Here is a 25,396-nt window from a genome sequence, read left to right as displayed (position 1 = left end):
GATTTTTGTCATTCCCAAATCGGATGGCGGCCTTCAACTTTGTAACACGTTGAAAATGAGTCCACCCTAATCAACCTATTCATTATTATGAAAACAATCCTGGTACCTACCGACTTTTCCAAAAATGCCGACAAAGCGCTGATTGCCGCCAAGCAGATCGCAGGCAGAACCGGCGCTAAATTATTGATCATGTATGCTTATCAGCCGTACGTAGGCGATTATATGGTTCCTGAGTCGATTACGAGCGCTCCCATTTACCAGCAACTGGAAGATGATTACCGGTCTAAACTCAATGAACTTGTCTCCACTGCCCAGCGGGAAGGCTTTCGTTCAGATGGTATTTTCGAGACAGATGGTGTGGAAACTGCCGTATTAAGGCAGGCTCAGGAAACCTCTGCTGATCTGATTGTGGTTGGCCGCACGGGGCACGGAAAGTTTTTGGATAAAATGATTGGCAGCTCGGCAACTGGTATTGCGCTGCATGCCCAATGCCCTGTTTTAATTATTCCCCCGGACAGAAGAACTGAGCATTTTGACTACATCGTATACGCGACGCAGCTTGAATTCGACGAGAAAGAAATTTTAGTAAGCGTTATAGCATTAGCTAAACAACTGGGCGGCAAGCTCAAACTCGTGAAAGTGAATTCTGATGAACAACTGAATATCCAGCCAGACGGGCAATATGTTGATGAACTTGGGAAAGAACTAGGCATTCGCCGGGAAGATATCATCATTCTGACCGGTGACCATTTAATGGATGCCCTCGAAGGTTATTGCGAGAGAATAATGGCTGATCTGCTGATCGTTTCGCACCGACACCGGAGTTTTTTTGAAAAGATTCTCAATCCGTCCATGACCAAAAAGCTCACAACTGAAACCCACGTACCCCTTTTAGTTTATCATCACAGGTCTTCCCACACCAAATTCAGAGTGCCGATGGTAATACTAGACTGAGCGATGTGACCGATTGGATGGGGGCACAGACAAGAGTCACTACGGCGGCTGATCAATGTCATTCATCAAACAACCGAGTTAAAATAGCTTTGTAACAAGGCAATAAAATTCGCCGATGTATAACTCAAAATATTTTCAATCATGAAAACCGATCTGGAAATTCAAAGAAATGTAATGGACCAATTACGCTGGCAACCAATTCTGGACGCCGCTGAAATTGGCGTATCTGTCAAGAACGGTATTGTGACCCTTTCGGGCCTGGTGAATTCTTATCCTAAGAAACTTGCTGCGGAAAAAGCAGCGAAAAAGGTGTCGGGTGTCAAAGCTGTTGCAGAAGACATCGTTGTTCGTATATATCCGGAAAAACAAAAAACCGATACCGAATTGGCGGAAGCTGTAGCCAATGCGCTAAAATGGAATTCGGCTGTTGTGAGCGAAAAAATCAAGATCAAAGTCGAAGATGGTTTTGTTACCCTGTCTGGTGAGGTTGATTGGTCTTACGAACGTTCGATGGCAATAAATGCAATTGAGAACCTATCTGGTGTTCGCCTGGTCGTCAACAATATTAGCTTGAAACCCAAACCAATGGCTGGCGATATCAGTAGGAAGATTGAGTCTGCCTTCCAGCGCCATGCTTCTATCGATTCGGGAAAAGTGAAAGTGTCCGTTACTGGAAACAAAGTCACTTTAACAGGTATCGTCCGTTCCTGGAACGAGAAAGATGATGCCGAAGAAGCAGCCTGGGCGGCCACAGGAGTGAGCCAGGTCATCAACAATCTAACGGTGGAAGAGGAAGAGTTTGCTTTTTAAGAAGATTGAGCTAGGTATTTTGCAATAAGCCTGCTTGATGCAGGCTTATTTTTCTGAATTCCAACATAATTGAAATATTCCTGGACAAAATATGAACGCTGTCGCCGAAGTAGGACTCACTGATACCCAAGTTTTGGCGTCAAGGGACAAGTTTGGAAGGAATGTTCTCGAAGGTAAATCACAAAGTGGTTTTTTAGCGGCGCTATTGTCCCTGGTCAAGGAGCCGATGTTGATCTTACTGATCGCCGCCGCCAGCATTTATTTGCTCACAGGCGCCGATCAGGAAGCTTTGATGATGCTGGTCGCTATCGTGTTGATCTCGGTTATTTCGCTATACCAGGATACCAGGAGCAGGAGCGCTCTGGAACACCTCAGGACATTTACGCAGCCTAAAAGCCTGGTCATCAGAAATGCTGTTGAAACCCAGATTCCGGTGGAGGATATTGTTGTAGGAGATCTGCTGGTCCTTGAAGAAGGCGTACGGATCGCGGCAGACGGCATCATCGTGAAAGGGCATGATTTTTCTGTCAATGAATCGGTGCTGACGGGAGAGTCCATGGCTGTGTTCAGATATATTTCCGACACAGTGTATCAAGGTACATTGGTAGCAAGCGGCCGAGCTGTCTGCGAAGTAAGAGGAACCGGCCAAAATACAAAGCTTGCCCGGATCGGCGAAAGCCTTGATTCCATTGAGACCGAAAAAACACCCTTGCAGGTTCAGGTGGGACATCTGGTCAGGAATATGGCATTGATTGGAGGCATTGTGTTTTTATTTGTCTGGACGATCAATTACAGCCGGTCGCTCAACTTTCTGGACAGCCTGATGAAAGCACTCACGCTGGCCATGAGCATACTGCCCGAAGAAATTCCGGTCGCTTTCACAACGTTTATGGCTCTGGGTGCATTTCGACTTATGAAAACGGGTGTGATTGTTAAAAACACCCAGACGATCGAAACACTAGGAAGCGCCAGTGTGATCTGTACCGACAAAACAGGAACCATCACCGAAAACCGTATGTCGCTGGCCGGGATCTATCTGCCCGACCGGGACGAAGTTATCAACTCCCCGGAAAAATCTGATGACGAGGCTGTTCATCTCCTCTCCCTGGCAATGTGGGCCAGCGAACCCGACCCTTTTGATCCGATGGAAGTTGCGCTTCACCAGGAATACCAAAACTTGTCACCCAGCGACGAACGGGGCGTTTTCGAAATGGCATTCGAATATCCGCTGAGCGGCACGCCACCGATGATGACACATGTGTTCGAAAATCAAGCGGGTGTTAGAATTGTCGCTGCGAAGGGTGCACCGGAAGCGATTATTGCGGTTTGCAGATTGACTGACCAGGAAAAGGATCACATTCTGAGTGCAGTGGATGGCTTTACCAGGAAAGGGTACCGGATTTTAGGTGTTGGCGACAGCGCTTTTTCTGGAAAAGAGTTTCCGAAAATGCAGCAACAGATCATGTTTCGTTTCGCTGGTCTGGTTGCTTTTTACGATCCACCCAAAAACAACATACGGTCGGTGTTGCAATCCTTTTACCAGGCCGGGATTAAAGTAAAAATCATTACCGGCGACAATGCAGCAACCACGCAAACCATCGCAGAACAGATCGGCTTTCAAGGAGCAGAAAATGTCTTGCTGGGAAAAGATCTGATAGGATTGACTGACGACCAACTTAAAAAGACGGTGATGAAAACCCAGATCTTTGCACGTATGTTTCCCGAAGCAAAACTTCGGGTCATCAATGCATTGAAAGCAAACGGACAGATTGTTGCGATGACTGGCGACGGCGTAAATGACGGTCCCGCACTAAAAGCGGCACATATAGGCATTGCCATGGGGAAAAAGGGAAGTGAGATCGCCAAGCAGGCTTCTGCACTTATATTGCAGCATGATAATTTATCGGGTATGGTCGACGCAATCGCGGCTGGTCGCAGGATATATGCGAATCTGAAAAAGGCGGTCAGGTATATTATTTCTATTCATATACCCATTATCCTGACCGTGTTTGTGCCGCTCTTACTCAAATGGAAATATGGCGAGATCTTTACACCGGTTCATGTCATCTTTTTTGAGCTGATCATGGGGCCGACCTGCTCGATCGTTTACGAAAACGAACCTGCCGATAAAGATATACTTTCACAACCGCCACGTCCTTTCAGCAGCAGCTTATTCACATCCAAACAAATGCTGGTCAGTATTCTCCAAGGACTGGTCATTACCCTTGGATTATTTAGCATGTACTGGTTTGAAGTTTCGGGCGGCAGCCCGGAGCAAGTTACCCGGTGTTCCGTTTTTATTTGCCTGATCGCAGCCAACTTCTTCCTGACGCTAGTCAACCGTTCATTTTACAAATCACTTTTCGTGACATTGAAATACAAAAACGCAATGGTAGGCTGGGTATTGGCCATCTCAACTTTCCTGTCTGTTTTGATCATGCTTATTCCCGCATTGAGAACGTTATTCGGTTTTGGTATTCCCGGTCTGTCACAGATTTTACTTAGCATGCTGGTTGGTTTTGCTTCGGTACTTTGGTTTGAGATATATAAGTTATTAGCGCACAGGTCTTCTCGCCTGCGCCACATCTGACAAGGATCATTTTCTGGCCAAACAGGCATCACGGCGCCAGGTTAACCTGTGATGTAATTTTAAAAAGAATAACATTTTGATCAGTCCGTAACCAAAACTTAGGTCTCATGAAGAATATACTTGTTCCCTGCGATTTCTCCTCAGCCTCCGAGCATGCACTTCGTTTCGCTCTTGATATTGCTTCAAAAAGCCTTGGCGAAGTAACTGTTTTACACGTAGTCAATCTCACACCCGATTACATAGAAACACTGGAAATTAACCCATACTATGCGGATTCTATGTCTATTTTGGTAGAATTGAAGCATCAGGCGCTTGCAGATTTTCATGAGATGACCAAAAAGATGGTTACCGGCGATACCCCGGTCAAGTTCGTCGTGGAACAAGGCCTGATCAACCAGGCGGTGTTAAAGTCAATCCATCAGCACAATATCGATCTTGTGGTCATGGGAACAGAGGGGGCCAGCGGTCTCCATGAACTTTTTGTCGGCTCCAACATCGAAAAAATTGTTCGGAGCTCGCCGGTACCGGTATTTGCAATACACAAAAACCAAAAGGTGGAGCGTGTCAAAAACATCATTTTCCCAACCACCATCGAGCTGAACAAAAATGCATTGATCAAAAAAATAAAGACCCTGCAAGCATTTTTTAATGCAAGGCTGCACTTATTGCTTGTAAAAACACCTGATTCAAAACAAAAAGACCAGGAGCTGAAAATGGCCCTGGAAAACTTCGCGAAATTCTACGATCTGAACAATTATACGACTGTGGTCAAACAAGGCAAGACAGAAGAAGACGGTATTATCAAATATGCCCGGCAACTGCAATTCTCAATCATTGCCATGTCGACCCACGGCCACACCGGACTGACACACCTCATGCTGGGCAGCATTGCAGAAGACGTGGTCAACCATTGCCCGGAGACAGTCTGGACGTATGCTGGTTCATAACGCTATCTGCTTGAAGACAGGCAAAAATTTGGTGACCCTGCATCATCTGGGTCCTCTGTGCAAACATGGCTTTTTTAGATTGTTACCACAGAATAGGCCTGATAGTCTCCTTTTTAACCTGATATGAGAAAGGGTTGCTTTCGGTTCAAAAAGTAAAAACCATACCGTACCCCTCTCGGTGTAATTTATATTATCACAACAATTTTTATGCTTTTGTTAAGCGCTTGTTCTGTCGCCGCTAAAAACGTATATTGTCATGTTTAGTGACTTATTGGTTCAAACCAGAGTAGTAACACGGCAGATTGAAATGCTTGATGCACTGTTTAAACATGCCACTGAAGGGATTGTCGTAGTAAAAAAGTCGGGTACAATAGTCATGGTAAATCCAAAAGCCAAAGAGCTTTTTGGTTATAGTGAACTAGATCTGATCGGCAAGCAAATCGAAACGCTGATCCCCCCGCGTTTCGCAAAGAACCATGCGCAGCACAGGAATCAATATATGGAAGCGCCGCGGGCCCGGGGTATGGGTCACGCGACGGACCTGTATGCAAAAAGATCTGATGGAAGCGAGTTTCCGGTGGAAGTAAGCCTCAGTCCTTTCCAGACAAGCGATGGTGAATTTGTGGTAAGCTTCATTATCGACATCACCGAGCGAAAAAATCAGGAGGATCAAATCAGGAAAGCCAATCTTGAAATTCAAAAATTAAATACTGATTTAGAAGAGCGGGTTGAGCAAAGAACCAGCGAATTAGCAGAGGCAGTAAAAAAAATCCAGGAATCACAAGAGGAGGTAGTTCGAGCTTTGCAAAAAGAAAAAGAGCTCAACAATATGAAAAGCCAATTCGTGAATATCGCCTCGCACGAATTCCGGACACCGCTTGCAACAATATTATCTTCTGCCTCTTTGATAGGTCGGTACAACACCACCGAAGATGAAGAAAAAAGGCAAAAACATGTTGCCCGTATCAAATCGGCAGTCACTAATCTTACCGAGATTTTAAACGACTTCCTTTCCATTGGAAAGCTTGAAGAGGGTCACATTCATAGTATACCTGTACTTGTAGACATGGAAAAATTTTGTGCAGGCTTAGTTGAACAGGTTCAGGGAACCTGTAAAGACGGGCAGCAAATTCACTTCAAACACTCAGGCATTTCGGAGGTTTGGCTGGATAAGCAACTTCTTAAAAATATACTTTTTAACCTGCTGTCAAACGGTATCAAGTATTCACCGACGGACAAACCGATCTTTGTGAATGTACTTGCGCAAACTGACACGGTCGCAATCGAAGTATGCGATCAGGGAATCGGAATCCCGGTTGAAGACCAGTCAAATATCTTCGACCGGTTTTTTCGGGCAGATAATGCAGGAACAGTGCAAGGCACCGGTTTGGGGCTAAATATTGTTAGGAGCTACGTTGAACTCATGGGCGGAGCCATTTCATTTATCAGCGAACTTGGAAAAGGAACAACATTTTATGTAAGCCTGCCTAATAAGGAAGCGGGTCCAGAAAATCCGAAACTAGCCACCGCCGCCACCTCGCGAAACTGATCGAAGTCAGTTTCTTTTCTGATTTAGCTCCTGCGTTTAAAGTGTTTTGAAGCTGAATTTTACAAACGAAAGTAAATCAGTGTCCGAAAACTTTATAACAATGCTACCAAATAAAATGAAAGCTGCGGTTGTCCGGGAATTCGGAAAACCATTGCAAATTGAAGAAATGCAGGTCAAAAGACCTGGCGCTCATCAAATCCTTGTTAAAGTGATCGCCAGCGGTGTTTGTCACACAGATTTACACGCAGCTGACGGCGACTGGCCAGTGAAACCCAAGCTCCCTCTGATTCCAGGACATGAAGGCATTGGATATGTAGCAGCCGTCGGCCCGGAGGTAACTAATGTGCGAGAAGGTGATATTATGGGAGTACCCTGGCTGTACAGCGCTTGTGGATGCTGCGATTACTGCACAACAGGTTGGGAAACATTATGTGAGACCCAGCAAAATGGCGGCTACAGTGTCGACGGTGGTTATGCCGAATACGTTCTGGCTGATGCCCGCTATGTGGCACATTTACCTGCCGGAACCGAAATGATCGAGATGGCCCCAATCCTCTGCGCAGGTGTGACTGTTTACAAAGGGATCAAAGAAACAGACACCAAGGCTGGTGAATGGATAGCGATTTCCGGAATTGGAGGACTGGGGCACCTGGCTGTGCAATACGCCAAGGCAATGGGTATGCATGTAGCAGCCATTGACATAGCTAATGATAAATTGGAGCTGGCAAAAAGCCTGGGCGCTGACCTCGTAGTAAATGCTTTGGAAACAGATCCAGGCGAATATCTCAAGAAAGAAACAGGCGGGATGCATGGGGTACTTGTCACGGCTGTATCTCCGATTGCTTTTAAACAGGGCATCTCGGTGATGCGAAGGAAGGGCACCCTTGCATTGAACGGACTTCCCCCTGGTGGCTTCGACTTACCTATATTCGAAACCGTTCTCAACCGGTATACCATTCGGGGATCCATCGTCGGCACCAGAAAAGATATGCACGAAGCCATCGATTTTGCTTTGGATGGAAAAGTGAAAGCGACAGTAAGAACTGCTAAACTGGAAGACATTAACGAAGTGTTTGGAGAGATGAAGGCCGGCGAGATCCAGGGACGTATTGTAATGAAGATTGCCGATGCCTAACGTGCAGATTATGTCGGAAGCCATCGTTGATTTCGATAATTTGGCCGATCAGCCGGTCATGCTGCCCGTCATTCAGAAACTAAAATTAGCCCTGGATCAAATCCGTCAGGAAGAACTGGCACGTGCATCCAAGAAGCTTAATGTTGTCGAGCGTGAAACACTGGACCTCATATCCGGCAACATGATGCAAAAAATTCTCAAACAGCTTGTCATGCAATTGAAGGCTGCCTGCAAACGAGGAGAAGCCGAAACGCTGATCAATGCGCTGCATGATCTTTTCAATCTTGAAATAAAGGAGGAAATCCTGGTATGATGAGAATTGTCATCTTTCAAGTGTGCTAAAATCATTACAGCTTTTCAAACCTTGAAGTAATATTGTATAGTTAACGTATAAACCTGAGAGTTACAACGAAATCTATATCACAATATGACCTACAAACCCAACTCCCGGCAAGTAACCTTCGTCTTACCAATTTATTTCACTAAGGCAGAAATTGTATTTACAAAGTCCTCGAAAAGCCTGGAAAATATCTCTTTCAGGATTGCGCCATGCAGCAAACCGATACATGCCGTCTCCACCGAAATTTTAGAAAAGGGCCAGTGGCTGGCCCAATTGATTTGGTCAGAAGGTAGGTCGCAGTTTTGCAGCGAACAGTTAATTGATATAATATAAGCTGAAAATTAATTGCTAGCAACCAGGTGGTCAGCATATTTCAATATAATCGCCAGCTGCCCTCCATGATGTGCGGTATGGGAAATTATTCTCCCCAGAGACTCTGCTTTGGTTTTGACACCAAATTCCTTAGTGACGACGTCCGTTTCCCAGTCCTGATCATTTTGAAGGCGAATGGCAGCTTCCAGGGCGTCGGCTGATTCCGATATATACTGCATTAGGGCAGGCAGGTCAGTCCATTCACCGGTATCTTGCTGTGCAATCAACGTTTTTGCACTTACCGTTAATCTGCTGCCAAATACGTTTTTAGCGAAGAGCAGTTCAACATCTCCAATGTGCCTGATCAAAAATCCTACACTATTTTGAGTCTGAGGTAATTTTCTTACCAAGTCCTGCGCAGTTAAGGCGGACAACTGATTAGAAAAGCGTGTCCGGGCTTCTTTCCAAAGAGCCAGCAAAGTTCCAGTTTTCGTTTTTACTTCCATTTCAATGTGTTTTTCGACCAGATACCACTAATTTGCGTTAATAGGCTCTGGTTGCGATTAGACCAATATTGGTTGGCAAAGCAAATACGAATGCGCGCTTCCACGAATGACCTTGATCACCCTGCTAACTGATTTAGGTGAATTAGCTGACCAATAATTTTATTCAGATGAATACCTGGAAGACTATCAACCTGTTTTATCCAGATCATCATTATGCCGATGTTATCAATGGTAGGTACCATCATTTTGAGGATAAAGATTTGCCGGGGGACATTCCATTTGGATGTTGTTGGCTGCTGGTGGGTTGCTCTGATGGACTGACTTAAAGCTGACTACGATCATTTCCGTCAATGCGGCTAATCATTCAAAGCCAACAGCTTACCGCCTATTTTTACATAGTTGATTATTTACTGTTCAAACTTAAAAGACAAAACTATGTCACTGGTAAAAAGAAATGGAACCACGTTTCCAAGACTACTTCTAAACGACTTTTTTGACACTAATGTCCTGGGTCTTCCAGCCCTGTTTGACTTTGAAGGAAACCTTTCCGAGCTTGGTCTGGCAGCAAAATTCCCGTCGGTCAATATCACTGAAAACAATGAAGAATACACCATTCAGCTGGCAGCACCCGGGCTTGAAAAAAAGGATTTCAAGATAGAGGTAGAAAACAATATGTTGACCGTTAGCGCTCAGAAAGAGCAGGAAACAAATGAAGAAAAGGGCAAATACAGAAGAAGGGAATTTTCTTATCATAGCTTTTCCCGCTCCTTCCAATTGCCCGAAAATTCTCATGGTGACAAAATTGATGCGCACTACCAAGATGGCATTCTCAAGCTGACACTTCCTAAAAAGGAAGCCACTTTGCCGGCGCCTAAAAAGGAGATTGCAATATCTTAACTAAATGAAAAGCTGTACACTGCAAGGCAACACAGTTATTTGAAGGCATTTTATATAGTGTTAGCCTTGCAGTTGCGGCATCAATTTGAGACGACCAGTCATGAAAAACGGAGCTATCGTATTTAAGGGAAAGTATGGGGCTACCATGCAGTATGCGCATTGGCTGGGGCAGGAGCTGGATCTTCCATATCTGGATTCTGATCAGGTCTCAGATGAAAAGCTGTCAGGTTTTGATTTTATCATTCTGGGTAGCTCGGTGTATTACGGGAAACTTTTGTTACGACCTTTCCTGACAAAACACAAAGCGGTCTTGAAGACTAAAAAGCTGTTCATATTCATCGACTGTGCTACTCCTGATTCGGACGAAAGAGAACAAAAAAAAATCCTGTCAGAAAACATCCCTAAATCTCTTCTAAAAAAAGACAATTTTTTCTTTTTGCCAGGAAAATTGACTGTCAATACCCTGGATCTGGTCGACCGCACAATGCTTCGAGTGGCCGCTTTCTTTGAGAAAGATCCCGAACGAAAAAACGTGATGACCCATGGGGTCGACGCTGTGTCAAAAGATAATCTCATTGATCTGGCAATTGCTGTGGAAGCATTTATGCTGGCCTGAAATTAACTGACTTATTATCGTCAGAAAGATGACCAAAGTCATTCTTCTGCAACGGTTGCCAGTTTACTTTTAGTCTTTGTCTATATCACCTATGACCGCTTATACACGTGAAAATCAAACAGTTACTCAAACTTCTATCATTCTTGGCAATCCTGCTAACTGCATTGGCCATTTCGTGCGCCGACCATGATATCACCGAGCCGGAGAGTAACTGCGAGCGCGCAGACGGAACGCCACGTCTCTATCCCTGCGAGTTCGAAATCGTCAAAGCGGAGTTCGCCAAAGGGTTAACGATCAACGACATTTTTGCAACAATAACCCCTCAAAATCCGGATGTGGTACTGCCCATGCAATTTGCCTGGTACCGTTTCAGTCAGAACCCTAATACGATCGACATTACATTTAAAATCAAGCTTTATGTAAAGCGTATTGCCAACGCTTCCGTCCATGCCAGCTCAGGATATATACTGGACAAACCAACCGGCTGGCCCTCAACGATTGCGTCACTTTATTCGACGGCATTCTTTCCACCGCTACATCCGCAGGTACCGATTGAGCTTCTATCACTTCCTTTGGGAGAAACAACCGTGGTCATTTCCGATGCCGCCTATCATATTATGGTCGAGTATTTGCCGCCACTTAACACACCGGTATATACTAAGTTCACCGGCAATGTTCTATACGCATTTCACAATATTGAAACCACAAAGGTCCTTACTGCTGCACCATACGATTATTCGTTAGGGGTAGATGCGTCGGAAGCACACATCGTGATCAATCCTGCAATCACCGAGTAACAAACTCGTTAAAGAAACACAACCATGAAATTAGCAAGGTTTATCCTCTGTACATTATATGCCGGGTTTACATTAACATTCATTTCCTGTACGGATCACCAGGTCCCCGAAGAAAGTCAGTGGCGTGTAAAAAGTTTGACGAGGGTACTGCCTGATAGTCCCGGGACCTGGTTTATCAGTCAGTTTTCTTACGATGCGGATGGAAAAATTGGTTCTATATTTACTTATCAAACCCCCGACAGCGCCAGTTCTCAGACAGAAAAAAGTATTTATAAGTACGATCCTTGGGGAAGGCTTTCTCAAATGGAGCGCACCCTGAGCACGTCGGGATCTGAGCGTTATGTTTACAATTATGACCAATCGGGCCTTTTGTCCAAAATTAATTACACTGGCGCGCTTAACGACTTTTATGACGTGACATTTACCTATGATAGCTCGGGAAAACTCTTGTCCAGCAAGCGTTCCTTTCATTTTTTCAGCGCTTTCTCGTACGAACAACTGATTAACTATTCGTTCAGCACAGACGATTTGAATTCAATCCACTCCGAAACCACTTTTTCCAAAGGTGTATCCCAAACTAGCATTGTTAATTCCCTCCTTGTTTTCGACGGTCATAAAAATCCTTTTTATGGTAATTATATCATCCCGGCGCCAGTGAAAATAGCATCTCCAATCACAGGTGATTTCCAGCACTATACTTATTACGGCGGCATTGACAATTTTCTGCATCTAAATAAAAATAACTTGGTTTCTTCACTGGTGAAGGGACTAACACAAACCAGTTATGCCTATACCTACCATGCCAGCGGCATGCCGGCCAGCCGTAAAACTTTGGTTAAGGTAATGCTTGACCGACCAGAGGTCCTGGAAGAAACACTGTATTACGAGTACGAACAATTTTAACCGGGACGCCCAAAAAATGGATTTATCAGATTATATGTACGCAATGGTACTCGACAAACCGGGAGATCCGCTTCAATATAAAAGTGTCCCGATCCCCATCCCAGGTGGAGATCAGGGCCCAAATCGCCATCAGCCAGGGCAAAAAGATCTTCGCGTTCGCACGGGACGGCGATATTAAAAGTCAGAATTTCGCAATGACATTAGGGGCTGTATGAGCAGGGAATTCCTGTGAAATGCCCCCTGAAAAATTGGATGCTGCCCTCATTTTTGCTCCGGCTGGCGAGCTGGTACCTATCGCCCTACGGGCTGTCGACCGGGGGGGAATTGTCGTCTGTGGCGGGATACACATGAGCGATATCCCATCATTCCCCTACTCTATTTTGTGGGAGGAAAGGGCGCTAGTATCCGTGGCCAATCTGACCAGGCTGGATGCTCAGGAATTTATGGAAGTATTCGCTCAGACACGGGTGAAAACTGACGTACGGTTTTTTCCTTTAAAAGAGGCCAATAGTGCGCTGACCGCGCTTCGTGACGGGTCAATAACAGGCGCTTCTGTACTGCTTGTAGACTAGCTTCTAACGACCCTTATGATGTTATTCTATCCTTCAAGCCAGACAATTTGATTCCGAAAAAAGCTCAATTCCTTGTACTGCCCCAACTTTTCAACAGCCTTGAAATTAATTTAAAGTAACGGTGCTATCCTTGTCCACACCTCGTTCAGGCAGATTTTGGAAAATCTTCGAAACTGCCGACCTGATTAAGACATCGGTGTCTTTCGTGTCATAAAGTACCACTTCCATGGCAGCTACCGCCCATCCACGCCAGACCAGGCTTTTGTGTTTGGTATTCATAAGGTCAAAGATCAACGTCCCCTCGCGGTAGGTAAAAATGTTCGATCGAGGCCTCATAAAGTAATCGCCGTACATGTACCCATAAGGATCAGGGCTTAACATAGATCGTTCCTCGATGACAATGTGGTAATGTAATGTGAGATCAGGATCCTGATCGGTAAGTATGTATCCCTTTACCCGTAGCAGGTCATTAGCCGCAGCCCGTATCCGTTTGTCGTTTAGTTCACTGTAATATAAGGGATTGCTTTTGACTTCTTTAAGATCTTCCGTCCCCCAGGCATAGGTGATATACTTCCGAACATTGTCTTCTTTATCAAAATCGTAATACGAGCGTATAGCGGGGCTGCAACCGTAAAAGCCAGTCAGAATTAGTATCACTATTTTTTTCATAACATGTTGATTTTGGACAAATTACTTTGTCAAAAATCGTGGGAATGCAAACAGATTAATATGACTGCCACCAACCTATTTTAATGACCTTTATCATGCCTGTATGGCATTCTGTGACATTTATTACTGACAGTGAAAGTCGAATTTTTCAATTTTGCATTAAAAAACAACATGGTGATGCTCTCCTACCCTTGCTATATTTCCGGTCGGCATTTCGGTTGGCGTGATCGGTGGTGGCTGTTCCACGCCGACCCTAACAATATTAGTTTGAGGCAGCGGCGAATGCTCCATTGCATCAAAAGCACCTACCCTGTTTAAAGAGGGTAACGCAACTATCACATGCTTTCAGAGCAAGCCAGAAGTGGAATGGCGCAATCCGTACTCAAATTAAAAAGTATTGAAAACTACAATGGTGGTGCCCTGGGACTCGCTCGACCAAAAATTGAATTAATAATCCTGTTTCGATGCAGAGGACATCGATCACTTGGTCTTATGACGCAAATCATTCATTGGCTGGCGGCTGATTCCTACTTTTATCAAACGAAGCATTTATAGCCTATCGGCCAATGATGGTAATGAAAGTGCAAAACAAGACTGCTTTTATGAAAATTTACATCCTACTGGCACATCCGAACAAAGATACTTTTAATGGGGAGATCGCGGACGCTATTGAAAGGCAGAAGTGCGGAACTGATCGCTACATCCGATGCACCCTGGTGGTGGATCTGGCTTCAATACAGGAACAGTGATTTTGAAATGCTTAAAAATGCTACACTTCAATTTTGCGGAATCATACCGGTCAAAACAACGTGGATCTCCGGCATGCGCACCTTAAAGGAAGTTGAAAATAGTCGTACGCTAAAAAGAATTTTAGACAAGATCCCGATCAGTTTATACCAGGAAAACGATGAACCCATTACCCGAGATTCCGCCAAGTCCCGAGCAGCCTGAATTCATCCCGGACGCTCCGAACTTCCCCTATTTCCCTGACCTGCCGGAAATCACGCCCGAGCATGAACCTGATCCAGTGCGACCGCCGGTAGAGCTGCCATCGATTGCGGGATTGTAGGTGAAATCACAGGATTAAAACTGCATCAAATGCATGCGACAGATATTTCCTCCTATATTCACCAATTTTCCTATTGGGGGATTTTTTTATGGTTTTTAGTCATAGAACAGCTCACACCAATTCCCGAAGAGGTTTCACTTATCTCGTTGGGATATATTTGCATCCACAATCATCTTAGCCTGCTGGTTGCAGGCGGCGTTTCCCTAGCCGGGCTACTTATCACCGACAATGCCTTGTTTTATCTCTCTGTCAAAAGCCGCCGTTATACCGGTCAGCTGACTAAAAATTACAACGGGAAACTTTTGTCCAGGCTAAAAAAGGACCTCAAAACACATACTACACGCACATTGATTCTGTGTGCGTTGCTTCCAAAAGTCCGGTTTCTCAGCCCAATTATTGCCGCGACATCTGGAATTGGCTGGAAAAAATTCTTTATCGTCAATAGTCTGACCACATTATCCTACGTCGCCGTCTATGTCTGCAGCGGCATAATTTTTCATCATGGCTTGGCCCGTGTACTTTCCCAAATGCAGATGGTTCAACACCTTGTCTTCATCGGAATTATTGTTGTCATCTTTATTTCCGTTTTGATAAAATTCAGGAAATATCGTGCTAATCCATAAAATTCACATTCACCGATGAATTCAAATAATTCATTCATCCCTTGACAATCCTTCCATCCTGCATTTCAATGGTACGTTGGGTCCTGGCGGCAAATTCATTGTCGTGTGTAACAATAAGCAGCGTCTGACCAAATTGGGTGGCCAACTCCTGGAAAGTCTCAAATACAATATCGCTGTTCTTTTTATCAAGATTGCCTGTTGGCTCGTCTCCCATGACAATCAGTGGATCATTGATCATCGCCCTGGCAATCGCTACCCGCTGCTTTTGTCCGCCGGAAAGCTGATTGGGCTTTTTCAGTGCTTCTTTTTCGATACCGAGCATTTTAAGTTTCTCGTAAGAACGATCTTCGATTTCCCTGGCTGCATATTTCCCCAGTTTCAAGCCGGGCAGCATGACGTTTTTCAGAACAGAGAATTCGTTAAGCAAATAGTGAAACTGGAATACAAAACCAATTTTCTGGTTCCGGACAATAGCCAGCTCTGCTTCGCTCTTTCCCCTCATGCGCTCGCCCTCAATCAATAGCTCTCCCTGATAGTCCGTATCCATGGTGGAAAGTACATAGAGCAGCGTGGATTTGCCGCAGCCCGATTTCCCAATGACTGAGATAAATTCGCCCTGATTGATGGAAAGGCTGATATCAATCAGAACCGGGATTTCTACCGGATCCTGGAAAGATTTATAAATGTTTTTAGTCTGTAAAATGGTACTGCTCATTTTCCTCGAATGATACTGACGGGATCTATTCTGCTTGCTTTTCGGGAAGGAAAGTATCCGGCCAGATAGGTAGTGAGTACGGAGAACATCCCACCGATAAGGTAATATTTCAAGCTATAATTGATCGGATATGTTTTGATTGTGGGAAGCGACGGCGTATTGAAGGGAATGTGATCGATGATTACTGAAAGTCCAAAACCAAAAGCCAAGCCCAGTGCCCCACCGAAAATACCGATACTAAGGGCAATGGCCGTAAAAATCCGATTAACGTCCCTGCCCGAGAAACCGGTTGCTTTCAGGATCGCAATCGAGTCCATCTTTTCGTAAATCATCATGTTGAGAATGTTATAAATACCAAAACCCGCTACGATCAGCAAGGTAATGCCGACCGAATAAGAGATCAGGCTTCTGATCGAGCTGCCCGTTTCGTACTGGGAATTCGCTGTCTGGATATCAATAGCGTCCACATCAAAAAGCTTTTCGTATTGTCTAGCAAGCTCCGGGGCCAGCGAAAGGTCTTTAAGCTTGATCTGGATATCGGTGATATAAATGTCGCTTTCGCCCAACAGCTTTTGCGTAGTACCGATCGACGCATAGCTTTGAATTTTGTCAATTTCTTGCAAGCCTGACTCGAAATAACCTACAACCTTCAGCTGTATACGTGCTCCTTTGGGCGTTGTGATCTGAATGACATCGCCTATGTCGGCCAGCATCTTTTCAGCCACGCCTTTCCCTAGAATAATGCTGTTGGGGACATGGATGAGATCCTGATAATTGCCGCCGGTAACGTAATCCTGAAACCGGAACAACCTGTTTTCTTCCTGTGGATCGATCCCATTAATAATGCCTGTCAAGCTCACTACCCCAATGTTATAGAAAACCTGTGCAACGATCTTGGGTGCAACCCCTGACACAGCCGCGTCGCTTTTCAGCTTTGCAATAATGGGTGTATTGTTATAGATTTCCTGCCGCCGATTTTTGGGTTTGACCGAGTGAACGAAATTGTAGTATCCGTTATATTCGGCTGCCAGGTCGACGGGTTGTTTACCAGATGCTTTAACATCATTATACAAACGGATGTGCGGGGTACGGTTCAAAATCAACCCGTCCAGAAGATCATTCAGGCCGGACATAAAACTCAGCAAACCGATAAACATCGTAATACTGAATGTAACGCCAATAGCGGCAACGAGCGTTTGCTTCCACCTGGCCAGCAGCAAAGCGCGCGCAATATCCAGCAGCAGGGAGTACTTCATTTCACAGGTGCGATTAATTCCTCATCCGCGCTGACGCCAGAGATAACCTCTATTTTATCATAATTTTTTAATCCAGTTTTGACGATTCTCTGTCTGCCGGTTTTATCAAGGACGACTGAGTCGTTCAATACAAAATTCCGTGGCACGAGCAGGGCATTCTGCCTGGTTTGAATCACAATACTGGCCTCAAAAGTGATATTCGGGTAAAGCGGAGCGGGAGGACTCATAAATTCAGCTTCGACCAGAAACGTTTTGCTTTGCGGGTTCATCATAGGAAAGATCCTGGTCACTGTGGCATCGAAAACCTTTCCCTTGTAACTATCCATGGCCACCACGACTCGCTGACCTTTTTTCACTTTGAGAATATCATACTCGTCCACCTGCATTTCCAGAATGAAATGATCGGCTTCGCCCAGAATCGCCAGCGGCGTCTGAGGATTTACTATTTCCCCTTTGTATTTTAAAATACTGTAAACTAGTCCGTCAACTTCACTTTTCACCGTAAAGTCTTTTGCCTGCCTGGAAGAAATCAACAGGGAATTTCTGGACTGCTGTGAGTTAAAATCTAATTGACGCCGCAGGTCATCATACGTGATGACAGCCGAACGGTAGGCTGACTTTGCATTCTGGTAGGCCAGTTCCCGCTGTTCCAGATCTATCAACGTTCCAGCATTTCCTTTCCAAAGGTTTTTTTGCCGGAAATACAATACCGAATCATTTTGCATAACAAACAGAGCCTGTTCTGCTGCAAGCTTAGCCTGCTGCAATTTCCCCTGGTTTGCATTAAAATCCAGGTAACGAGCGGTAAGCTGTGCATTGTCTTCTGAAAGTCTTTGGGTTTGATTCGATATGGAGAGTATAGGAGTACCTTTTTGTACACGGTCTCCTTCAGAAACAAACACTTTTTCGATAATGCCGCTCACGACCGCAAAGGCCTGGTATTGATTGCGGCTCTTTACAATACCGGAGGCGTAAACGGATTCCGAAATGTTCGACCTCAAAGGCTTTAAAGTTTCGGTTTTGCTTTGGCAGGAAAATAGCGCCAGGCTGAATATAACTGGGAAAAACTTATTCATGATTTCTTTTGGATACCTGAAGGGTTGCATGAACACGCTGTCAGCCGGTTGTGGCGGTAAATATTTTTCCTTTAAGGATTGCCTGGGCAGCTAGAATCCTGTTAGCCTTGTTTTGACGTTTTACTTCTTTGGCCAGACGTCTCTCTTCCTGGGAAAGCTTCTTTTTGATCACAACATCGATATCCGCTACGAGACCCTTTGCAATTTTCCGGATCTGCTTTTCGAGCTTTTTTGTGTCTTTATCGGCTTCGTCGATTTTTAGCTCTTCATTCAAGGCCGTGACAAGCCCTTCTACCTGTTCCAGTTTTTCAGCTTTCATGTCGATATAAGTTTTGGTAATGCTTTAAGATCGAATGAACAAAGCTAGATCTGACTGTGCTTGATGTTGATGACTTTCAGACACTTGCGAATATGACTTTGGTCATGTCTGAATGCGTACGGGCCGCGACGCAATCGAAGTCGTATGCCAATCCGATTATTGACATTTGTCATTTTCTTGACAAACCACGATCAACATTTATCGTAGCAGGCAGAGCTATTTTTGAACCCGCTTCTTGGGAAGCTTGGTAAGTGTCAAAAGAGTAACCAGATGAAACAGTCGGCTTCATATATCCTCAGCTTAAACTGCGGTTCATCCAGCATCAAGTTCTGCGTCTTTTCAGCTTCGGATCTTTCCCAGTGTCTTGTGAAAGGGACTATTGGGAATATTGGCCCCGGCACATCTTCCATGAAAACGGCCGGAGGTAATATTCGTAGCCTGGATGTAGCGGATGTTTACGAGGCGGGACAATTCTTAATGGACTGGCTTGAAAGCCAGCTCAACTTCACAGATGTCGTGGCTGTTGGTCACCGGATCGTGCATGGAATGAATCACACCGATACCGAAATCATTTCAGAAAGTACATTGATGGCATTGCAAAATGCAACCGCCGTGGATCCGGACCACTTGCCAGGTGCGCTGGCGCTGATCAAAATCATTGGTTCAAAGTATCCAAATCTAAGGCAAGTTGCCTGCTATGATACGGCATTTCACAAAGATCTGCCCCAAGTAGCACGGACATTTGCCTTGCCACAGACGCTTGCCAATAATGGGATCATACGTTACGGCTTCCACGGCCTTTCTTACAGTTACCTGATCGAGAAGTTGAAAAAGGAAATCGGGACAAACGGAGCAAGTGGCCGCCTCGTGCTGATGCACCTGGGTAGCGGGGCAAGTCTGGCAGCGGTTTGTGGTGGAAAAAGTGTAGACACGACGATGGGCTTCACTCCCACTGGCGGCGTCATGATGGGCACGCGAAGCGGAGACTTGGATCCGGGGATTATTCTTTACCTGATGCTAAAGGAAGGTCTGGACATATCGCAACTAAATAAGCTGCTGAATAAGGAATCTGGCCTGCTTGGTGTATCCGGGCAAACTTCCGACATGCAAAAACTTCTCGCCCTGGAAAAGACAGACGCCCGTGCCTCTGAGGCCGTCGAAATGTTTTGTTACCAGGTAAAAAAGGCACTATGCGCTTACATAGGCATTTTGGGCGGCATTGACGCAGTGGTGTTCACCGGTGGTATAGGCGAAAATCTTCCGGAAATCAGGGCCCGGATCTGCGCGCAGCTTGAATTCTTTGGGATCCAGCTGGATGAAAAGAAAAATGCGTCCGGCGAATTTCTGGTTTCAACAACTAACCAAACACCCGTTTACGTGATTAAGACAGATGAGGAGTACATGATTGCACTCCTTACGCGGCGATGTATCGAGAAATGAATTATTTAAATAAACCAGGTCAAGTAATGAAAACCGACCAAAAGACATTGGACCTCATTGACGCTTACTGGCGTGCAGCCAATTACCTCTCTGTGGGGCAGATCTACCTAAGAGACAATCCGCTCATGCGCAAGCCACTACAAGCCGAACATATCAAAAATATGATCCTCGGGCATTGGGGCACCAGTCCCGGACAAAATTTCATTTACGCGCATTTGAACAGGCTCATTACAGAAAATGACCTTAACATGATCTACATTTCCGGTCCAGGGCACGGTGGACCAGCCCTGGTCGCAAACACCTTTTTAGAAGGCACTTACTCCGAAGTTTATCCGAACATTGGCCAGGACGAAGACGGGCTCAGAAAGCTTTTTAAACAGTTCTCATTTCCGGGAGGCATTCCAAGCCACGTTTCTCCCGAATGTCCGGGTTCCATTCACGAGGGCGGTGAATTGGGTTATTCGCTCAGTCATGCATTTGGCGCTGTCTTCGACAATCCATCCCTGATAGCAGCTTGCGTGGTTGGCGACGGCGAAGCAGAAACAGGCGCATTGGCTACCGCCTGGCATTCCAATAAATTCCTCAACCCTGCAACCGACGGGGCAGTGCTGCCCATACTGCATTTAAATGGGTTCAAGATCGCAAATCCAACGGTACTGGCAAGAATAAGCCACCAGGAGCTGGATCAGCTTTTCCGCGGATATGGTTGGATACCATATTTCGTCGAAGGTGACGATCCGGCTGAGATGCATCGAAAAATGGCCGCCGCGCTCGACGAAGTGATGGATGAGATCCGGCAAATCCATTTTAACGCGAGGGGCGGCGCCGAAACTGAGCGACCACGCTGGCCAATGATCATACTTCGCTCGCCGAAAGGCTGGACGGGACCAAAATTCATCGATGGCAAGCGGAACGAAGGGACTTTTCGGGCCCACCAGGTTCCTATCACCGACCCGGCGACGAACCCCGGCCATTTGCAGCAGCTCGAAGAATGGCTGAGAAGCTACCGACCGGAGGAGCTCTTCGACGAGACCGGCCGACTGACTGGCGAGTTGGCCGATCTGGCGCCGAAAGGCGACCGCAGGATGGGCGCCAACCCGCATGCAAACGGAGGATTGCTTTTAAGAGATCTTGTAATGCCCGACTTTCGGGATTATGCTGTGGCGGTAGGCTCACCCGGTGAGGCATCGGCATCTGATACACTTGTAACGGGTACATTCCTTAGGGATGTGATCCGGTGCAACAGTAAGGCCAGAAATTTTCGGATTTTCGGGCCGGATGAAACACTATCAAATAAACTGAATGCTGTTTTTGAGGCTTCGGACAGGCAATGGCTCGGCCAACAAGCGGAGGAAGATGAATTTCTCGCCGCAGACGGCAGGATCATGGAGATGCTCAGCGAGCATCAATGTCAGGGATGGTTGGAAGGTTACCTGCTGACGGGCAGGCACGGCTTGTTTAACAGCTATGAAGCTTTCATACACATTGTCGACTCGATGTTTAACCAGCATGCCAAATGGCTGAAAGTCACGGCATCAATCGACTGGCGTCGAAAGATTGCATCACTGAATTACCTGCTCTCTTCGCACGTCTGGCGGCAGGACCATAACGGTTTCACCCACCAGGATCCTGGATTTATCGACCATGTAGTGAACAAAAAAGCGGAAATCGTGCGTGTTTATTTACCCCCTGACGCAAATTGCCTTCTGTCGGTCATGAACCACTGCCTGCGTTCCAAACATTATGTCAATGTGATGATTGCCGGAAAGCACCCGGCGCCCCAGTGGCTGGATATGCCCAGCGCTGAAATTCACTGCACGAAAGGCATCGGGATCTGGTCCTGGGCAAGTACTGATCAGGAGGACAATCCCGATGTTGTAATGGCCTGCGCGGGTGATGTGCCGACCTTGGAGACATTGGCAGCTGTTTCGATACTAAAAGCACATCTTCCCCAAATCAAAATCCGCGTCATCAATGTGGTTGACCTGATGAAATTACAGTCGAAATCCGAACATCCCCACGGACTCTCCGACAAAGAATTTGACCTTCTATTTACAAAAGATACCCCTGTCATCTTCGCCTATCACGGATATCCCTGGCTAATACATCGGCTGACTTATAAGCGGACAAATCACCATAACTTTCACGTGAGGGGCTACAAAGAGGAAGGCACCATTTCTACCCCGTTCGATATGACCGTGCTCAATGAAATGGACCGGTTTCATCTGGTACAGGATGTAATCGACCGCATACCAGCCCCGTCCAGTGAAGCGACCTACTTGAAACAGCAAATGCAGGATATGCTTATCAGGCACCGGATTTACATCAATGAACACGGCCAGGATATGCCTGAAGTAAGAGACTGGAAGTGGAAGCCATGAGTTGTAGGTTTCGCATCGTTCATTTTACCTTTAAAAATATCAACATGCAAAAAATGAATAATATCGGTGTAACTACAACCAGTAATACACATACCCGCCCTTATTATAATGACATTTAATTTTAAGCTGCTCTTCTAAACGGATGCCCGTACGGATTTAATACTTCGGGCAGGTTGGTATCAATCTGGTTGCTATAGACTCCATCAATAACCCGATATGCTGAGAGTTTATCATCTGGATACTGAAAATAAGTCAAATCCATAATCTCATTTTCGTTCAGACCTGGAATCATCCACGACAGTGCAGCATCTCCTTTTAATATTAATGGCTGGCGTTTTCCATCATTATGAATTGCCCCAACTAACGGGCTTGCGTCCTGTGTGACGATGGCAAAAGTGTTTATCCCCTTCCAGGTTGAATAGATTGCACCCATTGCGAAGAACTTCTTCTCCAAAGGCTTGATGTACCAGGATTCATAATTCTTCTTGTCGTTCAAATCAGGATAGTGCGGCTCGAAAAATCCTGTACAAAGTACCAGGCAGCGATTATGCTTCGCATATTTCCACCACATCTTGTCCCGGTTAAACAAGTCGTGATTAGTTGCATTTAGCGTATTGAACTTGAATGCCTTTTCATCAGTCACGTTCGATGGCACAAGTCTCCACCTGTATAAATCCAGAGACCTTGGAGTAGTCATAACTGGCAAGAATGGCTTTTCAAAGCCATTGAAATCGTATCTCTTCTTGAATTGTTCGAGCTTGTCAACAGGAAGTTTGAATTCTGCTTTCAGAGTTTCAACATCACTTTCATTCGACACATGATAGCACATAACTTAGAATTTTAGGTCTGAAACGTTGTTTTAATACATACGAACACTGGAAATATTCCCAAATATAATACAAATGGAATAAATCCACAACAATGGAAATATTCCATACAAGGTATTGATTTCTTGCTTTTCCCGTGCAACCTTTGTAAAAAGTGAAAAGTGATGGAGGAGATTTTTAGCGTTCAATCATTAAAAATTTATCGGAACGTTGCCAGCCAAAACTGGCTTACGGCCTTGATTCCCGCTATTAGTGCAGGTTTTCCGTCCCCTGCGGCGGACTTCATCGACCTCGAAATTGACTTGCAAAAAGAGATTGTCAAAAATCCGGCAAGCACATTCTACGGCAAGGTGCAGGGCACAAGTATGCGTGACGTGCATATCGATGATGGCGATATTATCGTCATCGACAAAAGTCTTCCATGCAAAGAAAACTGCATTGCCGTCTGTTTTTTAAATGGTGATTTTCTGGTAAAACGCGTGCGTTACGACGAGGGCGGATGTTGGCTCGTAGCCGAAAACGACCAATACGCGCCAATTTGGGTGGGCCAGGATACTGATTTTTTGGTCTGGGGAATTGTCACAAACGTCATCAAATTCTACTGATATGTTCGCACTGGTGGATTGCAATAATTTTTACGCAAGCTGCGAACGAATGTTCCGGCCTGAATTAAATGGTAAACCAGTGGTTGTTCTCAGTAATAATGACGGGTGCGTTATCGCCAGATCGAACGAAGCAAAAGCATTGGGCATCACCATGGGTGCTCCTGCATTCCTGTTTGAAAAGAAGTTCAAAGAACAGGAGATCCACGTTTTCAGCAGTAACTACGCCCTTTATGGTGATATGAGTAATCGCGTCATGACTCTTCTTGGTCGCTACTCTCCTGCGATGGAGGTTTACAGCATTGATGAAGCTTTCCTTCGCTTCGATGGAAATAAGCATGTGGATCTTCGGAAGCTGGGGGAAGATATGCGAAAAACGGTGACACAAAGCACTGGCATTCCGATTAGCGTGGGCATGGCACCGACAAAGGCGCTTGCGAAGTTGGCAAATAAAATTGCCAAGAAGTTCGCGGACAAAACGGGCGGTGTGCACGTCATAGATACACAGGACAAGCTACTCAAAGCAATCGCATTTTTCCGGATTGGCGATGTCTGGGGAATTGGTCGTCAGCATGAAAAGCGCTTGAAGGCGCTTGGAATTGAAACTGTGCTGGATTTCACTTTGCTGCCAGAAGACTGGGTAAAGAAAAATTTGAGCATCGTCGGACTGAGGCTGCAACAAGAACTGGCTGGCCAAAAAACGCTAGATCTGGAACCACCACAGTTGAAAAAGAACATAGCGGTGACCCGTTCATTCAATCAGAATTTTACCGCGTTCGAAGATGTAAAGGAGCGCGTCATCACATTCGCTTCGGTTTGCAGCGAGCGTCTTCGGGAACAGGATAGCTGCTGTAATGTGCTTCAACTTTTTGTTCACACCAATACCTTCCGGCCCGATCAACCGCAGTACAATAAATCAATTACAATCGACCTTCCATTCCCGACCAATTCAGCGCTGGAACTTGCTCACTTTGCTGTGGATGCCCTAAATAGAATATTCAAGGAAGGCTATGGATACAAAAAGGCGGGAGTAATTGTGATGGAGCTAACTCCCGCGAATGCAAAGCAGCAACAAATTTTTGAAAACTCCGATCCTCGTCACGGCCACCTGATGGCGGTTATGGATAAATTAAATAAATCAATGGGTCAGAACAAGGTGCTGCTGGCAAGTCAAGATTTGAATACGCGTTGGAAGATGAAGCAAGATAAACTTTCGCCCCGATACAGCACCCGGATGAAAGAGATCATCACTGTCCATGCAAAATGAAGGTTAGCAAACTTGCCTGCTGTAGAAGCGCACAAAAAATGGCCAGGAAAAATCCTGGCCCCATGATTGGCACATATCCAATTTTCTTGCCTTGTTCTAGCTAGTCGCCCTTTTTATGCTTGTGTGGTTTTAACGAAGGCGTATTACCCGGGGATTCTTTATTATCCCGTTGACGTTTATCTGGCTGTCCCGTTGACTCTGTAACTTTTTTAGGTCCTGGCTTG

At 45.5% G+C, this 25,396-nt stretch carries 25 protein-coding genes; 18 read left to right on the top strand and 7 right to left on the bottom strand.

What is annotated here, in order from left to right; translation table 11 throughout:
• Window positions 1–87 precede the first annotated feature (87 nt).
• From FEN17_RS02010 to FEN17_RS01980, 7 genes are all read left to right on the top strand, one after another.
• A complete protein-coding gene (locus FEN17_RS02010; RefSeq protein ID WP_138363641.1) occupies window positions 88–954 on the top strand; it encodes a universal stress protein in 867 nt (288 codons plus the stop codon).
• 141 nt (window positions 955–1,095) lie between these two features.
• Entirely contained in the window at window positions 1,096–1,764 is a 669-nt protein-coding gene (locus tag FEN17_RS02005; protein ID WP_138363640.1) for a BON domain-containing protein, read from the top strand.
• Between the two features lie 91 nt (window positions 1,765–1,855).
• The gene (locus tag FEN17_RS02000) at window positions 1,856–4,354 is read left to right on the top strand and encodes a cation-translocating P-type ATPase (protein WP_138363639.1); all 2,499 of its coding nucleotides are present in this window, start codon (window positions 1,856–1,858) and stop codon (window positions 4,352–4,354) included.
• A 107-nt stretch (window positions 4,355–4,461) separates the two neighbouring features.
• Window positions 4,462–5,301 carry a universal stress protein gene (locus FEN17_RS01995; protein ID WP_138363638.1) on the top strand — a complete coding sequence of 280 codons (840 nt, stop codon included), beginning with the start codon at window positions 4,462–4,464 and terminating at the stop codon, window positions 5,299–5,301.
• 256 nt (window positions 5,302–5,557) lie between these two features.
• Window positions 5,558–6,850, top strand: coding sequence for a sensor histidine kinase (locus FEN17_RS01990; RefSeq protein ID WP_138363637.1), 1,293 nt, complete (start codon window positions 5,558–5,560; stop codon window positions 6,848–6,850).
• Between the two features lie 100 nt (window positions 6,851–6,950).
• Entirely contained in the window at window positions 6,951–7,985 is a 1,035-nt protein-coding gene (gene adhP, locus FEN17_RS01985) for an alcohol dehydrogenase AdhP (RefSeq protein WP_138363636.1), read from the top strand.
• Window positions 7,978–8,298, top strand: a complete 321-nt coding sequence (locus tag FEN17_RS01980; RefSeq protein WP_138363635.1) for a glutamyl-tRNA reductase — start codon at window positions 7,978–7,980, stop codon at window positions 8,296–8,298. Before adhP ends, FEN17_RS01980 begins: the two co-directional genes overlap by 8 nt.
• 368 nt (window positions 8,299–8,666) lie before the next feature.
• Here the strand turns inward: FEN17_RS01980 and FEN17_RS01975 are convergent, their stop codons facing one another.
• Window positions 8,667–9,143: a DinB family protein gene (locus FEN17_RS01975; protein WP_138363634.1), complete on the bottom strand. Its 477-nt coding sequence runs from the start codon at window positions 9,141–9,143 to the stop codon at window positions 8,667–8,669.
• Window positions 9,144–9,578: 435 nt separating this feature from the next.
• Here FEN17_RS01975 and FEN17_RS01970 point away from each other — a divergent pair, with 435 nt between their 5' ends.
• The 5 genes from FEN17_RS01970 (at window position 9,579) to FEN17_RS01950 (ending at window position 12,928) form a co-directional block, all read left to right on the top strand.
• Window positions 9,579–10,040, top strand: coding sequence for an Hsp20/alpha crystallin family protein (locus FEN17_RS01970; protein ID WP_138363633.1), 462 nt, complete (start codon window positions 9,579–9,581; stop codon window positions 10,038–10,040).
• Window positions 10,041–10,140: 100 nt separating this feature from the next.
• Window positions 10,141–10,656, top strand: coding sequence for a flavodoxin domain-containing protein (locus tag FEN17_RS01965; protein WP_138363632.1), 516 nt, complete (start codon window positions 10,141–10,143; stop codon window positions 10,654–10,656).
• A 143-nt stretch (window positions 10,657–10,799) separates the two neighbouring features.
• Window positions 10,800–11,453 (top strand): hypothetical protein, encoded by a 654-nt coding sequence (locus tag FEN17_RS01960; RefSeq protein ID WP_138363631.1) that lies wholly within the window; start codon window positions 10,800–10,802, stop codon window positions 11,451–11,453.
• Between the two features lie 24 nt (window positions 11,454–11,477).
• Complete coding sequence (locus FEN17_RS01955; RefSeq protein ID WP_138363630.1) at window positions 11,478–12,356, top strand: hypothetical protein; 879 nt, start codon at window positions 11,478–11,480, stop codon at window positions 12,354–12,356.
• A gap of 233 nt (window positions 12,357–12,589) precedes the next feature.
• On the top strand, window positions 12,590–12,928 hold the full coding sequence (locus FEN17_RS01950) for an MDR/zinc-dependent alcohol dehydrogenase-like family protein (protein WP_138363629.1): 339 nt from the start codon (window positions 12,590–12,592) through the stop codon (window positions 12,926–12,928).
• Between the two features lie 105 nt (window positions 12,929–13,033).
• Here the strand turns inward: FEN17_RS01950 and FEN17_RS01945 are convergent, their stop codons facing one another.
• Entirely contained in the window at window positions 13,034–13,597 is a 564-nt protein-coding gene (locus FEN17_RS01945) for a DUF4136 domain-containing protein (protein ID WP_138363628.1), read from the bottom strand.
• Between the two features lie 907 nt (window positions 13,598–14,504).
• On the opposite strand from FEN17_RS01945, the gene FEN17_RS27185 reads away from it, so the two are divergent.
• Window positions 14,505–14,666: a hypothetical protein gene (locus FEN17_RS27185; RefSeq protein WP_171037808.1), complete on the top strand. Its 162-nt coding sequence runs from the start codon at window positions 14,505–14,507 to the stop codon at window positions 14,664–14,666.
• 29 nt (window positions 14,667–14,695) lie between these two features.
• Entirely contained in the window at window positions 14,696–15,289 is a 594-nt protein-coding gene (locus FEN17_RS01940) for a DedA family protein (RefSeq protein WP_138363627.1), read from the top strand.
• 34 nt (window positions 15,290–15,323) lie between these two features.
• Here the strand turns inward: FEN17_RS01940 and FEN17_RS01935 are convergent, their stop codons facing one another.
• Genes FEN17_RS01935 through FEN17_RS01920 form a run of 4 tightly spaced genes read right to left on the bottom strand, consistent with a single transcriptional unit; the run spans window position 15,324 to window position 18,655 of the window.
• The gene (locus tag FEN17_RS01935; RefSeq protein WP_138363626.1) at window positions 15,324–16,004 is read right to left on the bottom strand and encodes an ABC transporter ATP-binding protein; all 681 of its coding nucleotides are present in this window, start codon (window positions 16,002–16,004) and stop codon (window positions 15,324–15,326) included.
• The gene (locus FEN17_RS01930; RefSeq protein ID WP_138363625.1) at window positions 16,001–17,260 is read right to left on the bottom strand and encodes an ABC transporter permease; all 1,260 of its coding nucleotides are present in this window, start codon (window positions 17,258–17,260) and stop codon (window positions 16,001–16,003) included. The genes FEN17_RS01935 and FEN17_RS01930 overlap by 4 nt, the downstream gene beginning before the upstream one ends.
• Window positions 17,257–18,336, bottom strand: coding sequence for an efflux RND transporter periplasmic adaptor subunit (locus FEN17_RS01925; RefSeq protein ID WP_138363624.1), 1,080 nt, complete (start codon window positions 18,334–18,336; stop codon window positions 17,257–17,259). Before FEN17_RS01925 ends, FEN17_RS01930 begins: the two co-directional genes overlap by 4 nt.
• Before the next feature lie 40 nt (window positions 18,337–18,376).
• On the bottom strand, window positions 18,377–18,655 hold the full coding sequence (locus tag FEN17_RS01920; RefSeq protein ID WP_138363623.1) for a hypothetical protein: 279 nt from the start codon (window positions 18,653–18,655) through the stop codon (window positions 18,377–18,379).
• Window positions 18,656–18,925: 270 nt separating this feature from the next.
• On the opposite strand from FEN17_RS01920, the gene FEN17_RS01915 reads away from it, so the two are divergent.
• A complete protein-coding gene (locus tag FEN17_RS01915) occupies window positions 18,926–20,095 on the top strand; it encodes an acetate/propionate family kinase (protein ID WP_138363622.1) in 1,170 nt (389 codons plus the stop codon).
• Between the two features lie 26 nt (window positions 20,096–20,121).
• Window positions 20,122–22,476, top strand: coding sequence for a phosphoketolase family protein (locus FEN17_RS01910; protein WP_138363621.1), 2,355 nt, complete (start codon window positions 20,122–20,124; stop codon window positions 22,474–22,476).
• A 121-nt stretch (window positions 22,477–22,597) separates the two neighbouring features.
• Here the strand turns inward: FEN17_RS01910 and FEN17_RS01905 are convergent, their stop codons facing one another.
• Window positions 22,598–23,305: an SOS response-associated peptidase gene (locus tag FEN17_RS01905; protein WP_138363620.1), complete on the bottom strand. Its 708-nt coding sequence runs from the start codon at window positions 23,303–23,305 to the stop codon at window positions 22,598–22,600.
• Window positions 23,306–23,467: 162 nt separating this feature from the next.
• On the opposite strand from FEN17_RS01905, the gene FEN17_RS01900 reads away from it, so the two are divergent.
• Together FEN17_RS01900 and FEN17_RS01895 are read left to right on the top strand one after the other, a co-directional pair.
• Window positions 23,468–23,908 carry a LexA family protein gene (locus FEN17_RS01900; protein WP_138363619.1) on the top strand — a complete coding sequence of 147 codons (441 nt, stop codon included), beginning with the start codon at window positions 23,468–23,470 and terminating at the stop codon, window positions 23,906–23,908.
• Window position 23,909: 1 nt separating this feature from the next.
• A complete protein-coding gene (locus FEN17_RS01895) occupies window positions 23,910–25,172 on the top strand; it encodes a Y-family DNA polymerase (RefSeq protein WP_138363618.1) in 1,263 nt (420 codons plus the stop codon).
• Window positions 25,173–25,396 lie beyond the last annotated feature (224 nt).

It is taken from the genome of Dyadobacter luticola (genome assembly GCF_005860805.1).
GTDB lineage: Bacteria > Bacteroidota > Bacteroidia > Cytophagales > Spirosomataceae > Dyadobacter > Dyadobacter luticola.
The sequence above is the reverse complement of the archived record's forward strand: the minus strand, read 5'-3'. Positions and strand labels throughout refer to the sequence as shown.

Coding starts and splice junctions, on each gene's coding strand:
- FEN17_RS02010 (WP_138363641.1), top strand. CDS start 88: ATGAAAACAATCCTGGTACCTACCGACTTTTCCAAAAATGCCGACAAA.
- FEN17_RS02005 (WP_138363640.1), top strand. CDS start 1,096: ATGAAAACCGATCTGGAAATTCAAAGAAATGTAATGGACCAATTACGC.
- FEN17_RS02000 (WP_138363639.1), top strand. CDS start 1,856: ATGAACGCTGTCGCCGAAGTAGGACTCACTGATACCCAAGTTTTGGCG.
- FEN17_RS01995 (WP_138363638.1), top strand. CDS start 4,462: ATGAAGAATATACTTGTTCCCTGCGATTTCTCCTCAGCCTCCGAGCAT.
- FEN17_RS01990 (WP_138363637.1), top strand. CDS start 5,558: ATGTTTAGTGACTTATTGGTTCAAACCAGAGTAGTAACACGGCAGATT.
- adhP (WP_138363636.1), top strand. CDS start 6,951: ATGCTACCAAATAAAATGAAAGCTGCGGTTGTCCGGGAATTCGGAAAA.
- FEN17_RS01980 (WP_138363635.1), top strand. CDS start 7,978: ATGCCTAACGTGCAGATTATGTCGGAAGCCATCGTTGATTTCGATAAT.
- FEN17_RS01975 (WP_138363634.1), bottom strand. CDS start 9,143: ATGGAAGTAAAAACGAAAACTGGAACTTTGCTGGCTCTTTGGAAAGAA.
- FEN17_RS01970 (WP_138363633.1), top strand. CDS start 9,579: ATGTCACTGGTAAAAAGAAATGGAACCACGTTTCCAAGACTACTTCTA.
- FEN17_RS01965 (WP_138363632.1), top strand. CDS start 10,141: ATGAAAAACGGAGCTATCGTATTTAAGGGAAAGTATGGGGCTACCATG.
- FEN17_RS01955 (WP_138363630.1), top strand. CDS start 11,478: ATGAAATTAGCAAGGTTTATCCTCTGTACATTATATGCCGGGTTTACA.
- FEN17_RS01950 (WP_138363629.1), top strand. CDS start 12,590: ATGCCCCCTGAAAAATTGGATGCTGCCCTCATTTTTGCTCCGGCTGGC.
- FEN17_RS01945 (WP_138363628.1), bottom strand. CDS start 13,597: ATGAAAAAAATAGTGATACTAATTCTGACTGGCTTTTACGGTTGCAGC.
- FEN17_RS27185 (WP_171037808.1), top strand. CDS start 14,505: ATGAACCCATTACCCGAGATTCCGCCAAGTCCCGAGCAGCCTGAATTC.
- FEN17_RS01940 (WP_138363627.1), top strand. CDS start 14,696: ATGCATGCGACAGATATTTCCTCCTATATTCACCAATTTTCCTATTGG.
- FEN17_RS01935 (WP_138363626.1), bottom strand. CDS start 16,004: ATGAGCAGTACCATTTTACAGACTAAAAACATTTATAAATCTTTCCAG.
- FEN17_RS01930 (WP_138363625.1), bottom strand. CDS start 17,260: ATGAAGTACTCCCTGCTGCTGGATATTGCGCGCGCTTTGCTGCTGGCC.
- FEN17_RS01925 (WP_138363624.1), bottom strand. CDS start 18,336: ATGAATAAGTTTTTCCCAGTTATATTCAGCCTGGCGCTATTTTCCTGC.
- FEN17_RS01920 (WP_138363623.1), bottom strand. CDS start 18,655: ATGAAAGCTGAAAAACTGGAACAGGTAGAAGGGCTTGTCACGGCCTTG.
- FEN17_RS01915 (WP_138363622.1), top strand. CDS start 18,926: ATGAAACAGTCGGCTTCATATATCCTCAGCTTAAACTGCGGTTCATCC.
- FEN17_RS01910 (WP_138363621.1), top strand. CDS start 20,122: ATGAAAACCGACCAAAAGACATTGGACCTCATTGACGCTTACTGGCGT.
- FEN17_RS01905 (WP_138363620.1), bottom strand. CDS start 23,305: ATGTGCTATCATGTGTCGAATGAAAGTGATGTTGAAACTCTGAAAGCA.
- FEN17_RS01900 (WP_138363619.1), top strand. CDS start 23,468: ATGGAGGAGATTTTTAGCGTTCAATCATTAAAAATTTATCGGAACGTT.
- FEN17_RS01895 (WP_138363618.1), top strand. CDS start 23,910: ATGTTCGCACTGGTGGATTGCAATAATTTTTACGCAAGCTGCGAACGA.